This is a genomic window from uncultured Campylobacter sp., assembly GCF_937959485.1.
Classification (GTDB): domain Bacteria; phylum Campylobacterota; class Campylobacteria; order Campylobacterales; family Campylobacteraceae; genus Campylobacter_B.
This window is the reverse complement of sequence record NZ_CALGPY010000007.1, coordinates 82,722-102,052: the sequence shown is the minus strand read 5'-3', so window position 1 is coordinate 102,052 and position 19,331 is coordinate 82,722. Positions and strand designations below refer to the sequence as shown.

Here is a 19,331-nt window from a genome sequence, read left to right as displayed (position 1 = left end):
CGTTTATATTAAACGCCGCGGTAAGCGCCGATAAAATTTCACTAAATTTAAAAGTCGTAGCTTAAAGAGAAATTTAAAGCGGGACTGTCCGTTTTAAAATTTTCCGGTTTGCTAATAGGGAAAGCTACCAAAAGATCATAGCTAAAAGAGCCTGAAATATTTCCTCTAAGGCCCACGCCTCCTCCGCTAAGCATTTCGCCCTCTGCTGGATAATCTTTTCCCTTAGAGCTAAGCTTGCCAACATCAAAGGCCAGGTAGACGCCGTTATTTTTAAAATACTTATATTCCAAGGTATTTCTTATATAAAAACCGCTATCTCCAAGCAGGCTCATCTGAGAGTCAAACCCTCTAACGCTATAGTATCCGCCGATATTTAGCCTATCTATGGGGCTAAGATGAGTACTGGCTCTTCTTGCGTAAAGCTCCAGTTCGTAGCTTAAAGGGATAGCGGAGGATCTGGTTTTAAAATTTAACGCGGCGTTTATCAAATGGTACCTTGAGCTTCCGCCGCCGAAGTCTTCATCGGGAGCTCTTAGAGCGTTAAACGCCCCTGTGGATTTTAGGTACGAAAGCATCATCTCTACTGAAGAGTTATCAAAAAATACCTTAGATTTTAGTCCCGCCTCATAGCCGCCTTCACGCTTTCTTTGGTTGCTAAGTTCATAATCTTGTATATAGTTTTTATACTTTTTTTGCCAAATTCTAAAAAACAGAGAATTTTTGGAGTTTTGATTTCTAAAATATACGTAGTTAAGATCCAAATTTCTTCTAACGCTGCTTCCACTATAGGTATAAAGCTCATACGTTCCCGGTACTATTTGATCGTAGGTGTATTTGTTCTGCCAAAAGGATAGAGAGAAGTATCCGAAAGGTATACTAAAGCCTGCGTAGTAGTTAGCTGATCTGCCGCTTTTGCTATCATCCCCTAAAGATTTTTTATCTCCTCTTAAAAAATTCCTACCGTAAGAAGCAAATACGCTCTCGTTTAATCCGAGTAAATTTAAGCCGTAAAGCATGGTCGCGCCTTGGTATTTGCCGCTAGATTTGGAGCCCAGATTATCCGCGCTTAGTCTAAGCAGTAGAGGAGAGCTTTGCTGTTTAGAGATATTGATATCGGAGTAGCCCTGCTTTGCGGAAGGGCTTAAGCTTATCTCCGCCTCGCTTCTTGAAGCGGCATTGAAATTTTCCATAGCCTGCTCCAGATCTCTTAAATTTAAAATCTCTCCCCTCTTATCGCCGCCGAATGCGGTAAAGATGCTTCTTTGGTTCTTAGCTTCAGAGCCGGGCTCAAGCGATATCTCGCCTATGCGTCCGGGATGCAGAGCTAAAAGAAGGGTGCCCGAGGAGATATTTTGCTGGGGGATGGAAACGGAGGTAGTAATAAAGCCTGCGGATATGATTTTATTGTTATACGCTCTTGCCAGAGCTAAAATTTCATCGCTTCCCAAGCAGTCGCCGCTTTTAAATTTAAGCTCTTTTAGGGTGGAACTTAGAATTCTTTCAAACCCGGGCGGAACGGAATGATCGGAATTCGAGGTAGAACCGATGGACTTAGCGAGAGTTTTTATTTTCGCGCGCCCCAAGTTTTCATCATTTGGTTTAGAGATAAGGACGCCCGAGCCAGCACCGTCTTTGGGATTGACGGCTGGGGTTTTCAGATCATCTTTGTTTTTAGATTCGTAATCCGCTTCGTTAAATTTAGAATCCGCGCTATTTTTCTGCTCGTTTTGCGCTTCTGCGTTAATCAGTTTGATCTCATAAATTTTAAAGCAAATTCCTGCTTTCTTGGGCTCCGCGGTTGCGCTTGAAGCGGGAGACTCTTCGCTGCGTATCGTTATGAAGGGATCCTCGGCGCCTTGTCTAATTGATCTTATTCTTTGCTCTTCAGAATTTATGGCACCCGAAATATCGGCAGGAGTAGCCATAATCGCTTTAGGAGCTAGGCTTAAGCCTATAAAGATAGAGGCCAGAATAAGCTTGACGCTTTTAACGCCGCGGGGTTGCAAAGAGGCTCCTTTAAATTTACTATCGTCATAATAGAATAATGGTTTTTGATCAAACATCGATTGCTCCTATTCTTTACGATCGGAATATTGCCGCAAAAGAAAACCTTATAGCTTAAGCATAACAAAAAGCATCTATTGGCATATATTCGCATATATTCGCTTTTTATAGGCTTTGTCTTCCGCTAGGAGCTATCAATTAAAATTGGCGATAATACACTAATTTTTTAAATTTTCGAGCAAGGCTTCTTGGATTTTAGTGCTAATTGAGATTTTATATTTTATTATGCCCAGAATCTCGATTTTTAATATAGTAGTTTCTCTTAAACTACCTGTATAATCTAGCGTTTTTAGCATTTGAAATTTTTTTGAAAAAATTTACAAAAGCCGTAAAGTAGGGCTTTCAAAAAAATCAAAAAAACTAAAAATAGGGGGAAAATTTGATAGATGGTGTCCCCGACAGGATTCGAACCTGTGGCCTCAAAATTAGGAATTTTGCGCTCTATCCTACTGAGCTACGAGGACAAAAATCGGCAATTTAATCGCCGATAATATTCATAACGTCGTCTAGTTTTTTGTGAAGATCTTTGTCATTGATGGGCTTTGTCATAAAGTCATAAGCACCTTTATTTAAAGCCTCTCGTTTAGCGGTCTCGTCCGTAGTAAGGACGATGACGGGGATATGAGCTATACTTTCTCTAGCGTGAAGATTATCTAAAAATTCCAGCCCATTCATCACAGGCATTACGATATCTAATAAAATCAAATCAACGGGCTGAACTTCGAGTACGGCAAGAGCGTCCAAACCATTTTTGGCTTGGAGTATGGTTTGGAATTTGCCGTATTTTTTTAGCATAACTTCAAGTAGCTTTAAATTTATAGCGTCGTCATCAACCGTTAAAACTTTCAAATCTCTCATTTAAGACCTCATTCTTATATATATTTTTGTGCGAGTTTCTCAAGACCCGACTTGGTAATATTGTAACTAGCGACTTCGTTAAATAGTGGATTTTCATCGTTGTCGTTAGAAAACAGAACTAGCTTGGTCACAGGCGCTTTTCGGCGCAAGCTCTCTAACGCCGCTAAGTCTAGCCCCGCTAGCTTTTTATCAATCAAAACAAGTTTATAGCTGCCCGTAGCCGCCATAGAAATAAGCTGGTCGAAATTGCCCGCAATTTCTACGTCTTTATACTGGTGTTTTAATATGCTGGCAAAAATTTTACTTTCCATAATGTTTGCCTTACATATAAGTATATCTTTTGTCGGCACGCGCGCACCCTTAGCTTTCACTACGTCATCGGAAACTATGCTTTTTTTAGGAACTAGCTTCATTACCGTCTTTGGCACTTTGACAGTTTTAATGACCGTCTTAGGCACCTGGCGTTTGACAAGCTTTTTAACCAGCTTCTTTGTAGTTCCACCGGCAGGCGCTGCATCAGATCGTTTATCACCGATAAAATTATCTAGCATTTGGGCTAAGATATCCTTTTTGATCGGCTTGGTGCAGTATTCGTCAAGCCCCGCCGCCATAAATTTCTCTCTATCGCCCTTTAGCGCATTGGCAGTAACAGCTACGATCGGGATGTGGCGGAGATTATTTTCGTGCTCGTATTGCTTGATCTGCTTTGTAGATTCTATACCGTCCATAACAGGCATCGAAATATCCATAAATATGAGATCATAGTCGTTATTGGCTTTTCTGGCTTCCAGCGCCAAAAGTCCGTTTTCGACTATCGTCAAATTCATATTAAAGCTATTTAACGTATGCTTCATAAGCTTTTGATTGATCTCATTATCCTCTGCAATAAGGATTTTGGCATTATATTTTCTATTGACCAAAGGTACATTTTCATCGGCAGGATTTCGCTCTGCCGGCACTTCAACCTCTTCTTCGACTTCGACATCCTCTTCGACCATAATGGTTTCTTCCTGTTGCTCGTCTTCGTATACGGTAACGGGCACCTCGACCATCTCCTCTTCCTCAGGCTGCTGGATAACTACCGGTTCGACTTTTACGCTAACAGGCTCGATCTCAGGCTCTTCGACATGGTCGTTTTGAGTAGCAGGCTCCACCTTCGGAATATCTACAGGCTCTGGCTCAATATTCGGCTCTTCGGCAGGAATATTTTGAGCCGCTGGTTCTACTACTGGCGTTATCGATTCAAACTCGATATTTGAAGGCTCCTGTTTAACCTCTTCAAGTTTTGGCTTGATAGGTTTTAGTTCAGGCTCAATTGTTATCGGCTCTGGCTCAACAGCGATAGGTTCTGGCTCAATTATCTTTTCAGCTGTACTTTCAGGTTCTGAAAGTTTAACATTTGAAATTTCATTTTCATGAGCAGAAACACTTGAAGTATCAGGCTTCGAAGCTTTAGCGATAGGAATTTCAGACTCGGTTTTAACGGCTACAGGGATTTCTTCTTCTACGCTTGGAATTTCAACCTTTTCGGCAGGCTCTTGCACCTTGGCGCTCGGTTTGATATCCGAAAGATCGATATCTATATCAGGAATTTCAATCTCAGCCTTAGGCGTCTCAACCTTAGCCTTTGGAATTTCTATTTTTGCAGGCTCAACCTTTACTTCTTCTTCCTCTTTTTTAATCTTAGGAAGCTCTATTTCGATATCAGAAAGATCGATGCTAGGAGTTTCGGCTTTAGGAGCCTGAGTCTGCGTTACATGTGTTTTGAGCCCCACAAAATCATCAGGGATTTCCAAAGATATAGGCTCATCGATATCGGTCTGGGCATCCTTTGTGCTTGAAGGCTCTACCTTTGGCTTTCCTGCGTGTGGAATTACTATTTCAGGAATATCTATATCGATCTTTGGTGATTCAGGCTCTGTCTTTTCAATCTTAATATCACTCATAGGCTCGATATCTATAGGCTTAATGACCGGCTCTTCCACCTTAGGAGCTTCTTTTTTGAGCTCTTGAGCGATACTAGACTTACTAACAGCCTCCTCTTTATGCGCAGAATGAGCCTCGGCATCATGCGTACGCCTTCTGCTTTGCAAGATAGCGCGTAGCTCGTCTGCCGACGAAGTAGTAGCATGTCGTAATTCATCGAGCTTGTTGATGATAGGTCTTTCTTTTACTATCGGCTCTTCCATAATCATTTCATCAGCGACGATAGGCTTTTCTACCTCGGCATCCAGCTTAATCTCATGCGTCTGTGGAGCAAAATCCGATCTACTTAGAGCAATTCCGGATTTTGAAATTTTATCTAGCGTCTTAACGAATTTAGTTAAGTTAAAAGGCTCTGTAAGGGTAAAAATTTTGGAATTTGAAATACTAATACTTTGAAGCTCTTTTGGCTTAAGAGTTAAGATCGTAGGCATACTCAATATATCGCTAACCTCGCCGTAATTCTTAAATCTAGTGATAAGGGCGTCATATTTGTTATTATTTTGCGCTGAGCGGAACTGCGCGTTCGTATTAAATATCGAAATTTTACCGCCTAGCTTGCTGATATAATTTTTAACGATATCATTATACATCGTATCGGCGCTATCAGCTAAAAGCGCGAAATTTAATCCTTTGATGCTTTCAAATACTGCGTCTGCATCAGTCTTTTGAGTCTCTTTAAAAGCAAGGGTGAAGTAAAATCTAGTACCCTTTCCTACGGTAGATTTGACCTGAAGCTTGCCGCCCATCATCGCTACGTATTTAGACGAAATCGTAAGTCCAAGACCCGTTCCACCATATTTGCGCGTGATTGTAGAGTCAGCTTGAGAGAAGGCGTTAAATACATTTGCGAGCTTATCTTCAGAAATTCCAATGCCGGTATCTTCTACGCTAAACGTTACGATCGCCTCTCCTGGAGCTTTGCTAGGCTCCCTTAAAATTTCGACCACGATAGTGCCGTGCTCAGGCGTAAATTTGACCGCATTTGACATGAGGTTGATAAGAACCTCTTTGATCTTCGTGATGTCTCCGTATAGATGATGCACGAGTGTAGGATCGATGTAGAGCAGGATGTCGATATTCTTTTCGGCAGCCTTAGCTACGTAAATTTCAACCGCGCTTTCGAAATCTTGAATAGGGTTAAATAAGATATCCTCAAGCTCGACCTTATTACTTTCGATCTTGGAGACATCCAAAATGTTATTAATGATCGTTAGAAGGTTTTCGGACGATTTTTCGATGGTATCAACGTAATCGCGCTTCTCTTCATCCAGATCAGTATTTTTAAGAAGCTCCGTAAAGCCGATGATGCCGTTAAGTGGCGTTCTGATCTCGTGCGACATATTGGCCAAAAAGATCGATTTTGCCTTATTGGCATCCTCCGCAGCGCCCTTTTGATATGCAATCAGATCGAGCGCATCCTCGATAAGTGAATACGCCTTGTTAACACCCTCACTAGTCCTAACGTCGATATGCTCGTGCTGATTCGTCAAATCGCCGATTCGGCTAAGCACGTTGCCGAGGTCGGTAACGTTCTGTCTTAAACGTCTTGTAATACCCAAGGCAAAAACGACCAAAATAGCCGCTAAAACCCATATGCCAAGAGCAATAAATAGGTTTCTTAGTCTTTGCGCTAGATAAGTATCGGCATGCGCTGCAAGCTCAGCATTGATCTTTTCAGAAATTTCGCTTAGCTTTTTATATTTAAGTGTAGTAGAGGCAAACCACTCTTGAAAAGGCACGCTATAATGTCCCTCGTCCGCTTCTTGCTGCAATGTGGCTGAAATTTTAGCAGTCTCTCTTAATGCGTTTTGAAATTCCTCTCCGTCTAGAATTTTTAAAATCGCAGCTCTGGCATCAGATTCCGGCAAGAAGTAGTAATTAGGAAGCGAACTAGATAGGTTGAAGCTAGCCCAAGTCCTTAGCTGTGCCTGATTCATAGCCTTGCTACCGATGATGTATTCGATAATATAGTCGCGCTCCGATGCAGTGGCATCCATCGCCTCATAAGTATTAAGCAACGAAACCGTCCAAACGGTAATATTTGAGCTTACAAGACCCTCTCTTAGCACTCGTTGGATTGTTTTTACATCATCATCGAATTTTTGAAAATATGAGCTGAAAAGCTCACCGAAGCTTTTGCTTTGAGCATCGACATCCCTTCTTACCTGCGGAAGTTTGTCTAATAAACCGTCTATATCGGTCTCGGCAGCCAGAAGCTCGTCATTACCGGTGCCGTAAGCGAAAATATCAAAAATAGTCTTTTTTATGACGTTTTCACTGATATTTTTGCTTTCTTTATACTTTGCAAGCGCATCGTCGGTTTTTTTGCGTTGGCCCGATAGAAGGGTTCCCATACCGGGGTTTCCCTCGCTACCCAAAAACGCCGAAGTGATACCGCGCTCTTTATCTACCTGCTCTACTAACGCCGCGAGGTTGCTATTTTTAGCAATTTGCTGCTGCAAAATTCCCACTCTGGCGTAATCCTGCAAAGAGATAAACAAGAAATATGATGCAAACGCGAAAATCAAAAGTAACGGGATACCGCTAACAAGTCTCAAAGCACTTGTAGTATTTAAATTCATACAAAATCCTTCAAAGCGCAGCTTACGCGACGTTAAATTTTATTCAACCGGAGAAACGAAGTCGCTTCCGTCACGCTAGGCGGAGACGATTTAGCCGTCCTGCAAAGTTAATGGGTGATTTTACTAAACAAATCTTTAAATATAGCTTTTTGCGTTAGGTTTTCGTTAATGATTGTTTAAAATTTTTTCGGCGGTTTGGATATTCGTAAGCGATCTGATCTCATCGAAGCTCGCCGCATAAATGCTCTCAAAATCGCCGTAAAAGTCCAAAAGCTTCTTCAGGCTTCCCTTGCTAACGCCCAAGCTTAGCAGCTTTGAGCTTTGTAGATCGAGCTTGCGTTTGCTCTTTTGGTGAAACGAGATCGCAAAGCGGTGCGCTTCATCGCGTAGTCGCTGAAAAAACTGCAATTTTTTATCATCCGTCGGCAGCGAAAAAATCCCGTTCTTCGTGCAAATTTTATCTTTCGCAGCTCCCTTTGCGCGGTGGGCTTTAGCGTCGATCTTCTCTTTAGAGATGGCGATTATATCGACGTTTGCTCCGACGCTGCAGATTATTTCCTCTGCCAAGTTTAGCAGAGCCGTTCCGCCGTCGATGAGCCACAGATCGGGTGCTGCGAGCTCGTCAAATTTAAGCGCGCGGCTAGTTAGATACTCGCGCATCTGATCGTAGTCGTTATTTGAGCTAAGGTGCTTGTGGCGGTAGTTTTGCTTGTTAAACTCGCCGTCTTGAAAGCTTATCATAGCTCCCACGGCTGCGGCGCCGAACATATGCGAATTGTCGAAAACCTCGATATTTACGGGCAAATTCGTAAGATTAAAATAATCCTTCAGCTCCTGCAAAAATGCGTAATCGTGCGTTTTTAGATGCTTTTTGATATTGATCTCGCAGTTTTGATATGCAATCTCGCAAATTTTACGCTTCTCGCCGATTTTTGGCGCGTAAATTTTAAACGCTCTTTCGTGCCGCTTGGATAAAATTTCGCATACCAGATCCGCATCGTCAAACTCGTCGTAAACGTAAATTTTAGCGCACGCCACGGGAGCCGCGGCAGGAAAGGCGCTTAAGATCATCTGCTTGTAGGCGTTTGCGATATCATCGGCGCTTGGGGCTTTGCAGTTGATTATATGCGAGCTTGAGGCTGAAATTTTTCCCTCGCGTATGCTAAAATGCACGGCGCAGACGAGCCCGTCGCGTGCGGCAATCGCAAAGACCTCGAAATCATCGAGTTTTGCCAGATCGACCTCCACCTTTACGTTCATCTGCTTTAAAATTTCGATCGTATCGCGGATCTGTGCGGCTTCCTCGAAATTTTCGCTCTGCGCAAGCCGCGCCATCCGCTCCAAAAGCTGCGGCACCATCTTTTGCGGATTTTTTAGAGCCGTAAGCGCGCTTTGTACGATACGCGCGTAATCCTGCTTTGAAATTTTATCCTCGCACGGAGCGGCGCAGCGCCCGATCTGATGGAACAAACAGGCCTTCTTGCCCTTGACGCAATTTTTCTTCTGCACGAGCGGAAACTGCATGTAAAGCGTCTGTAAAATTTCCTTCGCGCCGTGAAAATAGGGACCGAAGTATCTGATGTTTCTGCCCTTTACGATCTTTCGCGTGATCTCAAAGCGCGGGAAATCGTCGTCTAAATTTACGTAGATATATGGATAGGTCTTATCGTCGCGCAGCAGGATGTTGTATTTAGGCTTAAGCTGCTTGATGAAGGAATTTTCTAGTATCAGCGCGTCGCTCTCGCTGGGCGTTACGATGTATTCTAAATGCGCCGCCTCGCTTATCATCTTGGCGATGCGCGCACTTAAGCGCGGGCTCGGAGCGAGAGCGGGCGTGAAAGAAAAGTAGCTTTTGACGCGATTTTTTAAAATTTTTGCCTTGCCGACGTATAACAGCTTGCCCGCGGCGTCGAAGTACTGATACACGCCGGGGCTAGCAGGCAGGCTCTTAATCTCCTCTATTAGCAAGGATTAACCCTCTTATCTCTTCAAAAATTTTATAAATTTGCGGATCTTGGATTTTGTTTTTAAACTCCCCTTTTGCGCGCTCTGAAGATAAAGCTTCGCCATCCCAGCGCAAATGAGCTTTATAAATTTGCGCCCTTCTTCTGCTCATTACTCTATCTGCGACGAAAAATTTTATATCGCACACGCCGCAAAGCTCCGCCGTCACTCTAGCGGCTACGAAGCGCTTTAATACGTCTTTTATTAAATTTATATTACTATCGCGTTTTAGTTCGCAAAGCCCAGCCGGGTGTTTCGCGGCTATCATCAAAATGCCATCTTTGACGTAGATGAAAGCGATCAGCCTTTGCCAACTAAGCGGCAAAATCGCCAGAAACTCGCCTCTTTCTCGCATCTTGGCATATAAAGGATTTTTTCTAATATGAGCGATTATTTCTCTTGCATTTTCCATAGACGGATTTTAGCATTTTTTATCTTAGTTTTGCTTAGCGGCTGCGGATACAAAGGGCCGCCGTTTTACTCGGACGCGGATGAGCAAACCGCGAACGCAGAGGCATCCGCCGCGGATGGTAACAAAACAAACGACACGAAAGGCGGCGTTAGAATTTTACGCGATAAATAGCCTACTTTTAGCTTTGCTTTGTTATACTTTTAAAAATTTTTACAAAGGAATTTTATGCAAACGGCAGACATTTTAGTGCTGGACTTCGGCTCTCAATACACCCAGCTGATCGCTAGGCGCTTGCGCGAACAAGGCGTTTACACCGAGCTGATCGCATACGACGCGCCGATCGATAAGATAAAAGCCAAAAACCCTAAAGGCCTTATTTTAAGCGGCGGGCCCGCTAGCGTTTACGCCAAAGGCGCGTATTTTTGCGACGATAGAATTTTTGAGCTTGGAATTCCGATTTTAGGTATCTGCTACGGCATGCAGCTCATCGCGCATAAATTTGGCGCCAGCGTCGTGCCTGCGGGCAAAAAAGAGTATGGCAAAGCCTCTTTGAAACTGCTTCGCGCCAGCAGGCTATTTGGCGGCGTGGAGGATAACTCAACCGTTTGGATGAGCCACTCGGACAAGGTCGAGAGCCTGCCGGAGGGCTTTGAGGTGATGGCAAGCTCGGATGAGAGCGAGTGGTGCGTATTCGGCGACGAGACCCGTAAAATTTACGCGCTGCAATTTCACCCGGAGGTCTGCCACAGCGAGTTCGGCGATAGAATTTTAAAAAATTTCGCCAAAGAGATCTGCGGAATAATCAGCACTTGGAATATGGGTAGCTTCGCCAAAGAGCAGATGATCAAAATAAAAGAGCGCGTAGGCAGCGCCAAAGTGCTTTGCGCGGTAAGCGGCGGCGTGGATAGCTCGGTCGTAGCGGCGCTTTTGGCGCATGCGGTGCCACAGAGCCTAATAGCGGTTTTCGTAGATAACGGGCTACTCCGCACGGGCGAGCGCAAGGCGGTAGAGGAGATGTTTAGGCTCAAACTCGGCGTGAGCTTAGACGTGATCGATGCTAGCGAGCTATTTTTAAGCAGACTAAAAGGGGTGGTCGATCCGGAGCAAAAACGCAAAATCATCGGCGCGACCTTCATTGAAGTTTTCAGCAAAGAAGCGGCAAAACACAAAAACGTAAAATTTCTAGCCCAAGGCACGCTCTACACCGATATCATCGAAAGCTCGATCGCAGGCTCAAGCAAGACGATCAAAAGCCATCACAATGTAGGCGGGCTGCCTAAGGATATGAAATTTGAACTGATCGAGCCTTTGCGCGAAATTTTTAAAGACGAAGTGCGCCAGCTGGGACTCGAGCTAGGTCTTTCGCGCGAAGTCGTTTTCCGCCATCCATTCCCGGGCCCAGGCCTTGCGATCCGCATAATGGGCGAGGTAAATACGCCGAGCCTCGAGCTACTGCGCAAAGCCGACGTAATCCTACGCGACGAGCTAAAATCGAGCGGCTGGTACAACAAAACGTGGCAGGCGTTTTGCGTGCTTCTAAACGTGCATTCCGTGGGAGTCATGGGCGATAACCGCACCTACGAAAACGCCGTGTGCATACGCGTAGTGGACGCCAGCGACGGCATGACGGCTAGCTTCTCGCGCCTGCCTTACGACCTGCTAGAAAACGTCTCTCGCCGCATCATAAACGAAGTGGACGGCATCAACCGCGTAGTTTACGACATCTCGAGCAAACCGCCTGCGACGATAGAGTGGGAGTAAATCGAGCAATGAGACGTTTTAAATTTATCGTTTTATCTACCGCTTTTGCCGTAATGATGTCGCAGGCCGAACACATTAAAGAGGTTCAGGCCGTAACGCAAGTTTTCGGCGACGGAGAAAATTTAAGTGCGGTAGTGCTTGAATATGATAAGCCGATTTTGAGTTCATCCGTATCGAAGGATGACTATACGGTAGCAAATCGCGACATCTCCAAAGTCTACGTAAGCACTAAGTCAAATTTAAATACAGCTAATGCCAAAATTCCAAAATCGGGCAAATACGTAATAATCGAGCTTATGCCGCTTGCAATGATCGATAGCTCGGTCGATCCTCATCCTGAAGATAAAGCTAACAGAGCAAAACGTAATGCGATGGGCGAAAACGGTCCGACGCTCGGTAGCAGAGGCAATCCGCAACCTCTTAAAACCTTTAGCGCGAGCGTAATGCAAACGGGCAAGATCATAAATGTAAACGGCGAAATTTATACCGAAAAGGGCGAATTCAATTCCACAAATACCCGAGAGTTGCTCGTCGAAGATTTCATCCAAGATGTCTTCGTAGATCAAAGCCAAAACGGCACAAAACTGATGTATAATCTTTTTATACCGAAAAACTACGATCCTAAAAAATCCTATCCGCTAGTGCTTTTTATGCATGATGCAGGAACGGTTTCGCTGCAGATCAAATCTACGCTCGTTCAAGGTCTAGGCGCTGTGGCATGGGCGGATCCCGCGTGGCAAACCGAACATCCAAGCTTTATTTTGGCGCCTCAATACGACACTATTATCGTAAATGATAAATTTCAGTACGGCAAAGAGCTCGAAAGAACGATAAATTTAATCAAATATCTATCTAGCCGTTATAACTTCGATATGAAGCGAATTTATAATACGGGTCAATCTATGGGCGGTATGGCATCTATCCAAATGGATATAGATTATCCGGATTTTTTTGCCGCCTCCTATATAATAGCGAGCAAATGGGATGCAAACATCACGTCGCCGCTTGGATCTCAAAACGTCTTTTTTGTCGCTTCGCAAGGCGACAAGGGTGCATATCCGAGTACAAACGAGATCACGCAAAATTTACAAAAAGATGGCGTTTGCGTTAAAAAGATCATCCTGGATGCTTCCGACAAACGACAAATAGATGAGCGCATCAAAGCGATGCTTGAGCCGAGTTGCCATATCTACTATGTGATCTATACGGGCGGGAGTCATCGCCATACATGGCAGCACGCTTATAGCATGAAGGCGGCGATGGAATGGATATTTTCGCGGAGAAAAACCTAAAATTATAAATTAAGGAAATGCGATGTTGAGGTTAATCATCGTAATGGTGATATTAGCGGCTCTCATATACTTCGTGATGGGAGGCGGTGGTAAAAAGACGATCAAGGATTACAAAAATTTCAGCCGCGAAGAGTTGGGAACCTCTATTGAAAATTTAATATGCGTTTTAAATCAGTTACTGGATGGACAGATCGAAAGGATATAATCTCATTATGGTTTTAAAAAAATATAAAGTAAATCTGCATTTTGCGATCTTGTTAGTAGCAAATTTCATACCAACGGCACACGTTCTTTAGTAAACAATATAATTGGAGAAGATCTATGAAACAAATCTGCGTCATCCTGGCACACCCTTACGAAAAAAGCCTAAACGCAGCAATCGCGAATGCGGCAGTAGAAAAGCTGCAAAATAGCGGCTACGAGGTTAAAATTCATGATCTATATAAGGAGAAATTTAATCCGATCCTTAGCGGCGCTGAGCTCGTGAGCGATGAAAGCGACGACGAGCTGTTAAAGGCGCATCAAAAAGACATAGCAAACGCCCACGGCATCGTGATTGTCCATCCGAACTGGTGGGGCGAGCCGCCCGCCATCCTCAAGGGCTGGATTGACCGTGTGCTAAGGCAGAGAGTAGCCTACGATTTTGCGCCAGGTGATAACGACGGCGGGCTTCCGATAGGACTTTTAAAGGCTAAAGCCGCCGTAGTTTTCAACACCTCCAACACCCCCGAGGCCAGAGAAAACAAGATATTCGGCGATCCGCTGGAAAGAATTTGGAAAAGCTGCATTTTTGATTTTTGCGGCGTGAAAATCTTTGAGCGGCTGATGTTTAGAGTGGTCGCGGATAGCGACGAGGTCGAGCGAAAGGTCTGGTTAGAGCAGGTAGCGCAGACGCTGGATAGGTACTTTCCGAAGCAGATATCGCTTTAGATTTAAAATGCACTGCTCGCAAAATCCGCGTGGCGTAGAATTTTGATTGCCTATTTTAAACAGATACGCGCCGAATTCGCTCGCACATTTGGCGCAAAATCTATGAAATTTAGGAGGTAATCATGCTTAGATTAATCGCAGCGATGGCGATTTTAGCGGCTCTCATATACTTCGTGATGGGAGGCGGCGGCAAAAAGACGATCAAAGATTACAAAAATTTCAGCCGCGAGGAGCTGGAGACTTTATGCCTCGAAAAGAACGACAAGATCGCCTGCCAGCGTATCGCCGTGGACTATATCAAAGAAAATAAACCGAAAAAATGATCTAAATTTGCGAGGCTAATTTTGCGGTTTCGCTCAAACGGCGCGCGGTTAAATTTCTAGCCCGGTCCAAACGCTGCGCGGATAAATTTGCCTGCAAAGCACGACTAAAATGTCGATTAAATCGGTACCGAGCGCCGCGCAAATAGCGTAAATTTAAAAGCAATAATTCAAGTATTAGCATGCGCGCTGATAAAACCGCTAGCGCAAATTAAAGCGATAAATCGCGCCGTGTTTTTTATGCGCAGACGGAAGGAGCGACGGATGAAAATTTTATGGCAAAGTAGGCTTCAAAATAGACTTCGCGATATCGGCGAAAACATCCTGATAAAGGGCGATCGCGCATTTTACACAGGCGATAACAACGAGCAAAAGCAGATGAAGCTTAGAAAATTTTCGCTCGAAAGCGGTGAGCAGCTAGCCTGCGCGCCTTTTCGCGATTTTACCCGCGCCGCAACCTTTGACAATGACGGCCGCACGCTCGTAGTCTTGGGCTTTATTGACGCGATTTATAAATTTAACGCCACGGATCTCGCGCTCATCTCAAAGCACAAAAAGGGCGTGCTAAAATACGGCAACTTTATCGCGCTAAGTAGCAAGGATGGCGATAAAAAGGCTATTACGGCGACCGACGACACGCTTTTTATCTACGATTTTGAGACGCAGACGGGCACGCGAAAGCGATTAAAGGGCTGCGCGGCGATTTTTAAGCAAGATGAGCTAAATTTCTTGATTTTTACGCGCTCGGGTCAAATTTACCGCTTAAATTTGAGCGGTTGTGAGCTTAAAATCATCGCTAAAACTTGCCCTATGACGCAGGCGCAGCGCGCAAGCGGCGGATATTGCATTCGCGCGGGCAAGGCCGGCGAAAACGGCGAAATAGAGGGTGCTAACGAGCTTGTTTTTACGGACGCAAATTTTAACGTTAAATTCCGCGCGGAGCTGGACTTTGATTTCGATAAATTCGAGCTTGCCGCAGACAGATCAGACGGCTGGCGCGGGCACTTTATAAACGAGCCGAACGAGCTGAGGGTTCTCGATCTGCGTAGCGAGGCGGACGGCTTCGAGGACGGCAGCTCGGGCGGATTTACTCAGGGCGAGGCGAATAAATCCAGGTGCGAAGCGACGGATAAATTTGAGCAAAATAAGCCCACCCGATATCTCGCGACAAAGCCCGTTTTGACGCATAAATTTAAACAAAAGGGCGCGAGAATTTTAGGCGTCGTTACGGCTGCTTCTTGCCGGGCTACGAGCGCAAAATCCGAAGCGGAGCAAAAGGGCGCATTTGCCGATCAAAATTTAGCGTCCAGAGGCGGCCGCGGTATTGAAAACCGTGAATATTCACTCCTCGCTCCCGGTAAAAATGAAAAACGCAGGCATCGCGCGCCTGAGTGCGCCCGCGATCTCGTACTAGTCGATAATGCCTACGACGAGGATGCGGAGCAAATTCTAACCTGCTATGAGATATGAGTATACTCGCTGCAAAGCACGCTTAGCTCGCAAAATAAGGATGCCCGTATACACTCTGCCTTGCCGCAAAACACTGCCCGCGCATTATGGCAAAGTGATAAAATTTACGGGCCCCGCAAAACAGCGCATGCAGCGTGCGCCTTAAACAAAATTTAAAAAATTTAGCCTCCGCGCAGCTAACGCTTCGGATTAATACTAGCGAGGCGAGCTGCGGTACAGCGCGCGAGCGAATACGATTTAGAGCCATAGCGGCTGTGATATAAGGCAAACGTCGCGGCCGTGCGGACGGCTGGCGGCTACGATACTAATCCCAATAGCGCGCCAAGGTGCTAGCATGCGGCGAAATGACACGGGCGACGAGCATTGTCGTATCCGCGCCTAATCCGAGCTACTATGCACGTATCGGCAAGGCGGTATGTGCTATACCGGCAGGGTCGCAACGAGTTCAGTCTGCCGCGCCGTCAGCGCTTTCTATTATTCGCAAAATTTCGCTTATCTTTTGCGGATCTTTAATGCCTCGCGCATCCTCCACGCGGCTGTTTAGATCGATAGCGTAGGGGCGCAGCGCGAGTGCCTCACGGATATTTTGCGCGCCGATGCCGCCTGCAAGAATAAAAGAGATCGCGCCGCCTTTGGAAGCAGTGCTACACTTATCCGCGCTATCATCTTTTGTGGCACCCAGCTTGTCCACTTCTCCGCCGTCATTCGTAATATTTGGCGCACCCGCCTCATAGTCGCTTGCGCCGCAATGATCGGAGCCCTCCTTCGCGGGCTCTATATTGTTTGACTGAGCAGCAGTACACGCACTGGCTCGGCACTTCTCGCCACCCTTTGCGTCGCGGACATAATTTTCTATTGCAGGCTCTGCCTCGCTTGATCGGATGACAGCATGCGCAATTTTACTAGCCTCGCCATTTTTGACAGCATGGTGATTGTAGCTTGCTGTGGGCTTTATGCCGCTGTTTTCGACACACTCTGCGTAAAATTTTTCCTCGCCGAAATTCTCGCGGATCGTACTACACTCAAGATCGCCTCTTGCGTCGCCTGTGCTTTGCATTATGTTGCCCGCGCAGTTTTTTTCATCGTTCGTTGCGCCGTCTCGTCCTTTGTGGCTGGGCCCAGCGCGTCGCAGCAGATCCCAGTCGAAGCTCACGCCGTTGCCGCCCAGGCTCGCTCCTTTGGCGTCAAATAAGATTCGATCGAAGCTCAAGCCCTCAAGCGGCGGCATTTCGGCACCAATGCTTAGCACCTGCCACGCTTCGATACCCGCCGCGTTAAGGCGCGCTTTGAAATCCGCGCTTATGCGTCCGTAAATCTGGGCGCAGTCCAGCTCGCAAGCCTCGCAAATTTTTAAAATTTGCTCTTCGCTTAGAGTTTCTACGCCAAAAATTTCAGAATTCAGATCCTCCGTCGAGGCGGGCGTGGCGCGGCTTGTATTTAAATTTACGCTCAAATCGTCGAGATGCCTTTCGCAAAATTTCGCGGCCTCATAAAATTCTACGCTTCCGCTCTTGCTCGCGTAAATTTTATCTTTGCAAATTTCATCGTCGCAGGCTTTGCCGCTAAAATTTTTACATTCGCATGCGGCGGCGCTGTGTTTTTCAGAGCTCAAAGCAAAAACTCCGACGCACTTTATGCCGTTTTGGTGCGCGATACGTGCGATCTCGCGAGCCGTTTCTATGCTAACGCGACGCTTGGAGCTTGACACAAAAATTACGCCTAAAAAATTTACACCTATACTTGCCATAGCGCATGCTTCTTCAGATGTTTTGATACCGCAAATTTTAATTAAAACGTTCATATTTTCGCCTAAAAGATATAATATCGCAAACTAGTCTCTGCGATCTCTTTCATTATTTCAAACATCTCGTTTGCACTCCACTCCTCTTTTCGAAAATACATACTTACGGGAGAAAATTTATTGTGCTCGCTGTTGCCGTCTAGCTTAAAAATATAAGTTTTGTTGAGGTAGTAAAATTCGTTCATTGTACTAAGTTTTGAAAATACGTTTTTTGTGCTAGCGTCATTTTCATTAAAGTCGTCACCGCTACCAAAACATACGAAAGGCGTTATGTCTTCGTGGTTCATCATAGCTCTTACGCCGATTAAATTTTTGCCTAGGCGCTCTATTGCATTACCCCTAGCTTGCTTTTTTAACCCTTCTTTAGCGCGTTTATCATTTGTGCCTTGTCTTTTAACTTCTGCCGCTAGAAGGAGTTTTTGATATTTTGTGTCGCCTTGTTTTTTTAGCATCAAAAAGCCCCCATCAGGCATGATAGTATTGTCTTCCCATGTTGTATCAAACTGTTTTCTAATGCTACCGTTTTTTATATTTTCCATCATTCCTTTTAACGACAATCTTCCGCTAAATTCAAGGTAAAAACCGTTAAAATTTGGAATTTGACCAAATCTATTTTCTATATAATCAATAGTTTTTTGCATGGCCTGCGCTATGTTTTTATCGTCAAATTTGGACTCGGTATTTTTGGGTTTATGCTGATTTACATTTTTCCTTAGATCATCACTATTTGCCACTTTAAACCTTTTTTACGATATAGATGTATTCGGTTACGTAAAGCGCCCTGTTATTTAAATTTCTGCTTGCGCGGTAAGTTGGATAGCGGATTTCATGTTTTATGACTTTGCCGATTTTTGATAAATTTAAAAGAAACTCCACCTCACTGATAAATCCTTCCGAATTAAAAGAGATGACTAAATATTTAGCTGGGAATTTGGACAATAAGGCAAAAAATTCATCTGCTGCTTTTGCCTTTTTATTAAAATTCGAGCGGTTCCAGTCGTTTGGTATGCCCGATACCTCGCTTAAATTTTTAGGGTCGGGTGCCTTAAAATTTGCGATTAAATTTAGCATAAAATAGTTTGAGCCATAAGGGTGTTGGTTATATGGTGGGTCGAAGTAAGCGATATCCAAAGGGGATAAAATATCCGCTAACTTTAAGGCATCTTGCTGATAAACTTCAAATTCGCTCGTAAAATTTGAAAAAATTGGTTTTTGAAGAGTAATTTTACCTAAAATTCTATTTAACGCATTTTCTCCGCTACCGCCGAATTTTCCTACACCATCCTTGTCTTTGTAAAATCCCTTAAATACACCACCTGTATTTGAATGGATGCTAGCCTCGCTGAGCAGAGGCGCTATAAAAAAATGCCTAAAATCTAGATCTATTTCTTCTATTGCTTTACGCAAACCACCGATTATTAGCGCATTTTCACGAGAATAAAATACTCTCTCGCCGTGTTTTATATTAGCGTTATCTTTTGGAGCGTAAAGTTCGCTTATAAAGCTCTCGCTGGGTTTAAATTTTTCTAAAATTTGCTTAAAACTTTTGTCGATTTGCTCTTTGAGCTCTGGCGTGGAATTTGAAAGATAGCATGAGTTTATCACGCGCGAATAATCCTCTAAGTCGTTTGCAACAACGAGGCTCGAGTATGCTTTGGCTGCTCTTGCAACCACGCCTGAACCACTAAAAACGTCTACAAAACTTATCTTTTGTTTTTTTAGTTCGCTCTTTATCTCGCAAAGCACGTTTAAAATTTCGTTTAATATTGCGCGTTTATTACCCAAATAGCTAATTAGCTGTTCCTTTAAAAAGGCAGGATTTTCGGCAATTTCAATTTCTTTTATAGTATT

General features: G+C 44.5%; 15 protein-coding genes and 1 tRNA gene. 7 read left to right on the top strand and 9 right to left on the bottom strand.

Features of this window, described 5'->3' with window-relative positions; all coding sequences use genetic code 11:
• Nucleotides 1–47: 47 nt before the first annotated feature.
• From Q0380_RS06670 to Q0380_RS06645, 6 genes are all read right to left on the bottom strand, one after another.
• On the bottom strand, nucleotides 48–2,063 hold the full coding sequence (locus Q0380_RS06670; RefSeq protein WP_298961699.1) for a ShlB/FhaC/HecB family hemolysin secretion/activation protein: 2,016 nt from the start codon (nucleotides 2,061–2,063) through the stop codon (nucleotides 48–50).
• Nucleotides 2,064–2,451: 388 nt separating this feature from the next.
• Nucleotides 2,452–2,528: transfer RNA gene (locus tag Q0380_RS06665), tRNA-Arg, on the bottom strand.
• A 13-nt stretch (nucleotides 2,529–2,541) separates the two neighbouring features.
• Nucleotides 2,542–2,922: a response regulator gene (locus tag Q0380_RS06660; RefSeq protein WP_005869488.1), complete on the bottom strand. Its 381-nt coding sequence runs from the start codon at nucleotides 2,920–2,922 to the stop codon at nucleotides 2,542–2,544.
• Between the two features lie 14 nt (nucleotides 2,923–2,936).
• Nucleotides 2,937–7,490, bottom strand: a complete 4,554-nt coding sequence (locus tag Q0380_RS06655; RefSeq protein WP_298961696.1) for an ATP-binding protein — start codon at nucleotides 7,488–7,490, stop codon at nucleotides 2,937–2,939.
• Between the two features lie 165 nt (nucleotides 7,491–7,655).
• On the bottom strand, nucleotides 7,656–9,458 hold the full coding sequence (gene uvrC, locus Q0380_RS06650) for an excinuclease ABC subunit UvrC (RefSeq protein WP_298961691.1): 1,803 nt from the start codon (nucleotides 9,456–9,458) through the stop codon (nucleotides 7,656–7,658).
• Complete coding sequence (locus Q0380_RS06645; protein WP_298961689.1) at nucleotides 9,439–9,849, bottom strand: hypothetical protein; 411 nt, start codon at nucleotides 9,847–9,849, stop codon at nucleotides 9,439–9,441. Before Q0380_RS06645 ends, uvrC begins: the two co-directional genes overlap by 20 nt.
• A 27-nt stretch (nucleotides 9,850–9,876) precedes the next feature.
• On the opposite strand from Q0380_RS06645, the gene Q0380_RS06640 reads away from it, so the two are divergent.
• The 7 genes from Q0380_RS06640 to Q0380_RS06610 all read left to right on the top strand — a co-directional run bounded on the left by Q0380_RS06640 (nucleotide 9,877) and on the right by Q0380_RS06610 (nucleotide 15,679).
• Nucleotides 9,877–10,077: a lipoprotein gene (locus tag Q0380_RS06640; RefSeq protein ID WP_298961687.1), complete on the top strand. Its 201-nt coding sequence runs from the start codon at nucleotides 9,877–9,879 to the stop codon at nucleotides 10,075–10,077.
• A 54-nt stretch (nucleotides 10,078–10,131) separates the two neighbouring features.
• Nucleotides 10,132–11,667, top strand: a complete 1,536-nt coding sequence (gene guaA / locus Q0380_RS06635) for a glutamine-hydrolyzing GMP synthase (protein ID WP_298961683.1) — start codon at nucleotides 10,132–10,134, stop codon at nucleotides 11,665–11,667.
• A gap of 8 nt (nucleotides 11,668–11,675) precedes the next feature.
• On the top strand, nucleotides 11,676–12,959 hold the full coding sequence (locus Q0380_RS06630; protein ID WP_298961680.1) for a hypothetical protein: 1,284 nt from the start codon (nucleotides 11,676–11,678) through the stop codon (nucleotides 12,957–12,959).
• Between the two features lie 22 nt (nucleotides 12,960–12,981).
• The gene (locus Q0380_RS06625) at nucleotides 12,982–13,164 is read left to right on the top strand and encodes a hypothetical protein (protein ID WP_298961677.1); all 183 of its coding nucleotides are present in this window, start codon (nucleotides 12,982–12,984) and stop codon (nucleotides 13,162–13,164) included.
• A gap of 116 nt (nucleotides 13,165–13,280) precedes the next feature.
• Nucleotides 13,281–13,889, top strand: coding sequence for an NAD(P)H-dependent oxidoreductase (locus tag Q0380_RS06620; RefSeq protein ID WP_298961675.1), 609 nt, complete (start codon nucleotides 13,281–13,283; stop codon nucleotides 13,887–13,889).
• A 122-nt stretch (nucleotides 13,890–14,011) separates the two neighbouring features.
• Entirely contained in the window at nucleotides 14,012–14,212 is a 201-nt protein-coding gene (locus tag Q0380_RS06615; protein ID WP_297882160.1) for a hypothetical protein, read from the top strand.
• Nucleotides 14,213–14,473: 261 nt separating this feature from the next.
• Entirely contained in the window at nucleotides 14,474–15,679 is a 1,206-nt protein-coding gene (locus Q0380_RS06610) for a hypothetical protein (protein WP_298961670.1), read from the top strand.
• A gap of 445 nt (nucleotides 15,680–16,124) precedes the next feature.
• On the opposite strand, the gene Q0380_RS06605 is transcribed toward Q0380_RS06610, so the two are convergent.
• Genes Q0380_RS06605 through Q0380_RS06595 form a run of 3 tightly spaced genes read right to left on the bottom strand, consistent with a single transcriptional unit; the run spans nucleotide 16,125 to nucleotide 19,310 of the window.
• Complete coding sequence (locus Q0380_RS06605) at nucleotides 16,125–17,480, bottom strand: hypothetical protein (protein ID WP_298961667.1); 1,356 nt, start codon at nucleotides 17,478–17,480, stop codon at nucleotides 16,125–16,127.
• A gap of 8 nt (nucleotides 17,481–17,488) precedes the next feature.
• Nucleotides 17,489–18,214 (bottom strand): EcoRI family type II restriction endonuclease, encoded by a 726-nt coding sequence (locus Q0380_RS06600; protein WP_298961664.1) that lies wholly within the window; start codon nucleotides 18,212–18,214, stop codon nucleotides 17,489–17,491.
• Between the two features lies 1 nt (nucleotide 18,215).
• Nucleotides 18,216–19,310, bottom strand: coding sequence for a DNA adenine methylase (locus tag Q0380_RS06595; protein WP_298961777.1), 1,095 nt, complete (start codon nucleotides 19,308–19,310; stop codon nucleotides 18,216–18,218).
• Between the last annotated feature and the right edge of the window lie 21 nt (nucleotides 19,311–19,331).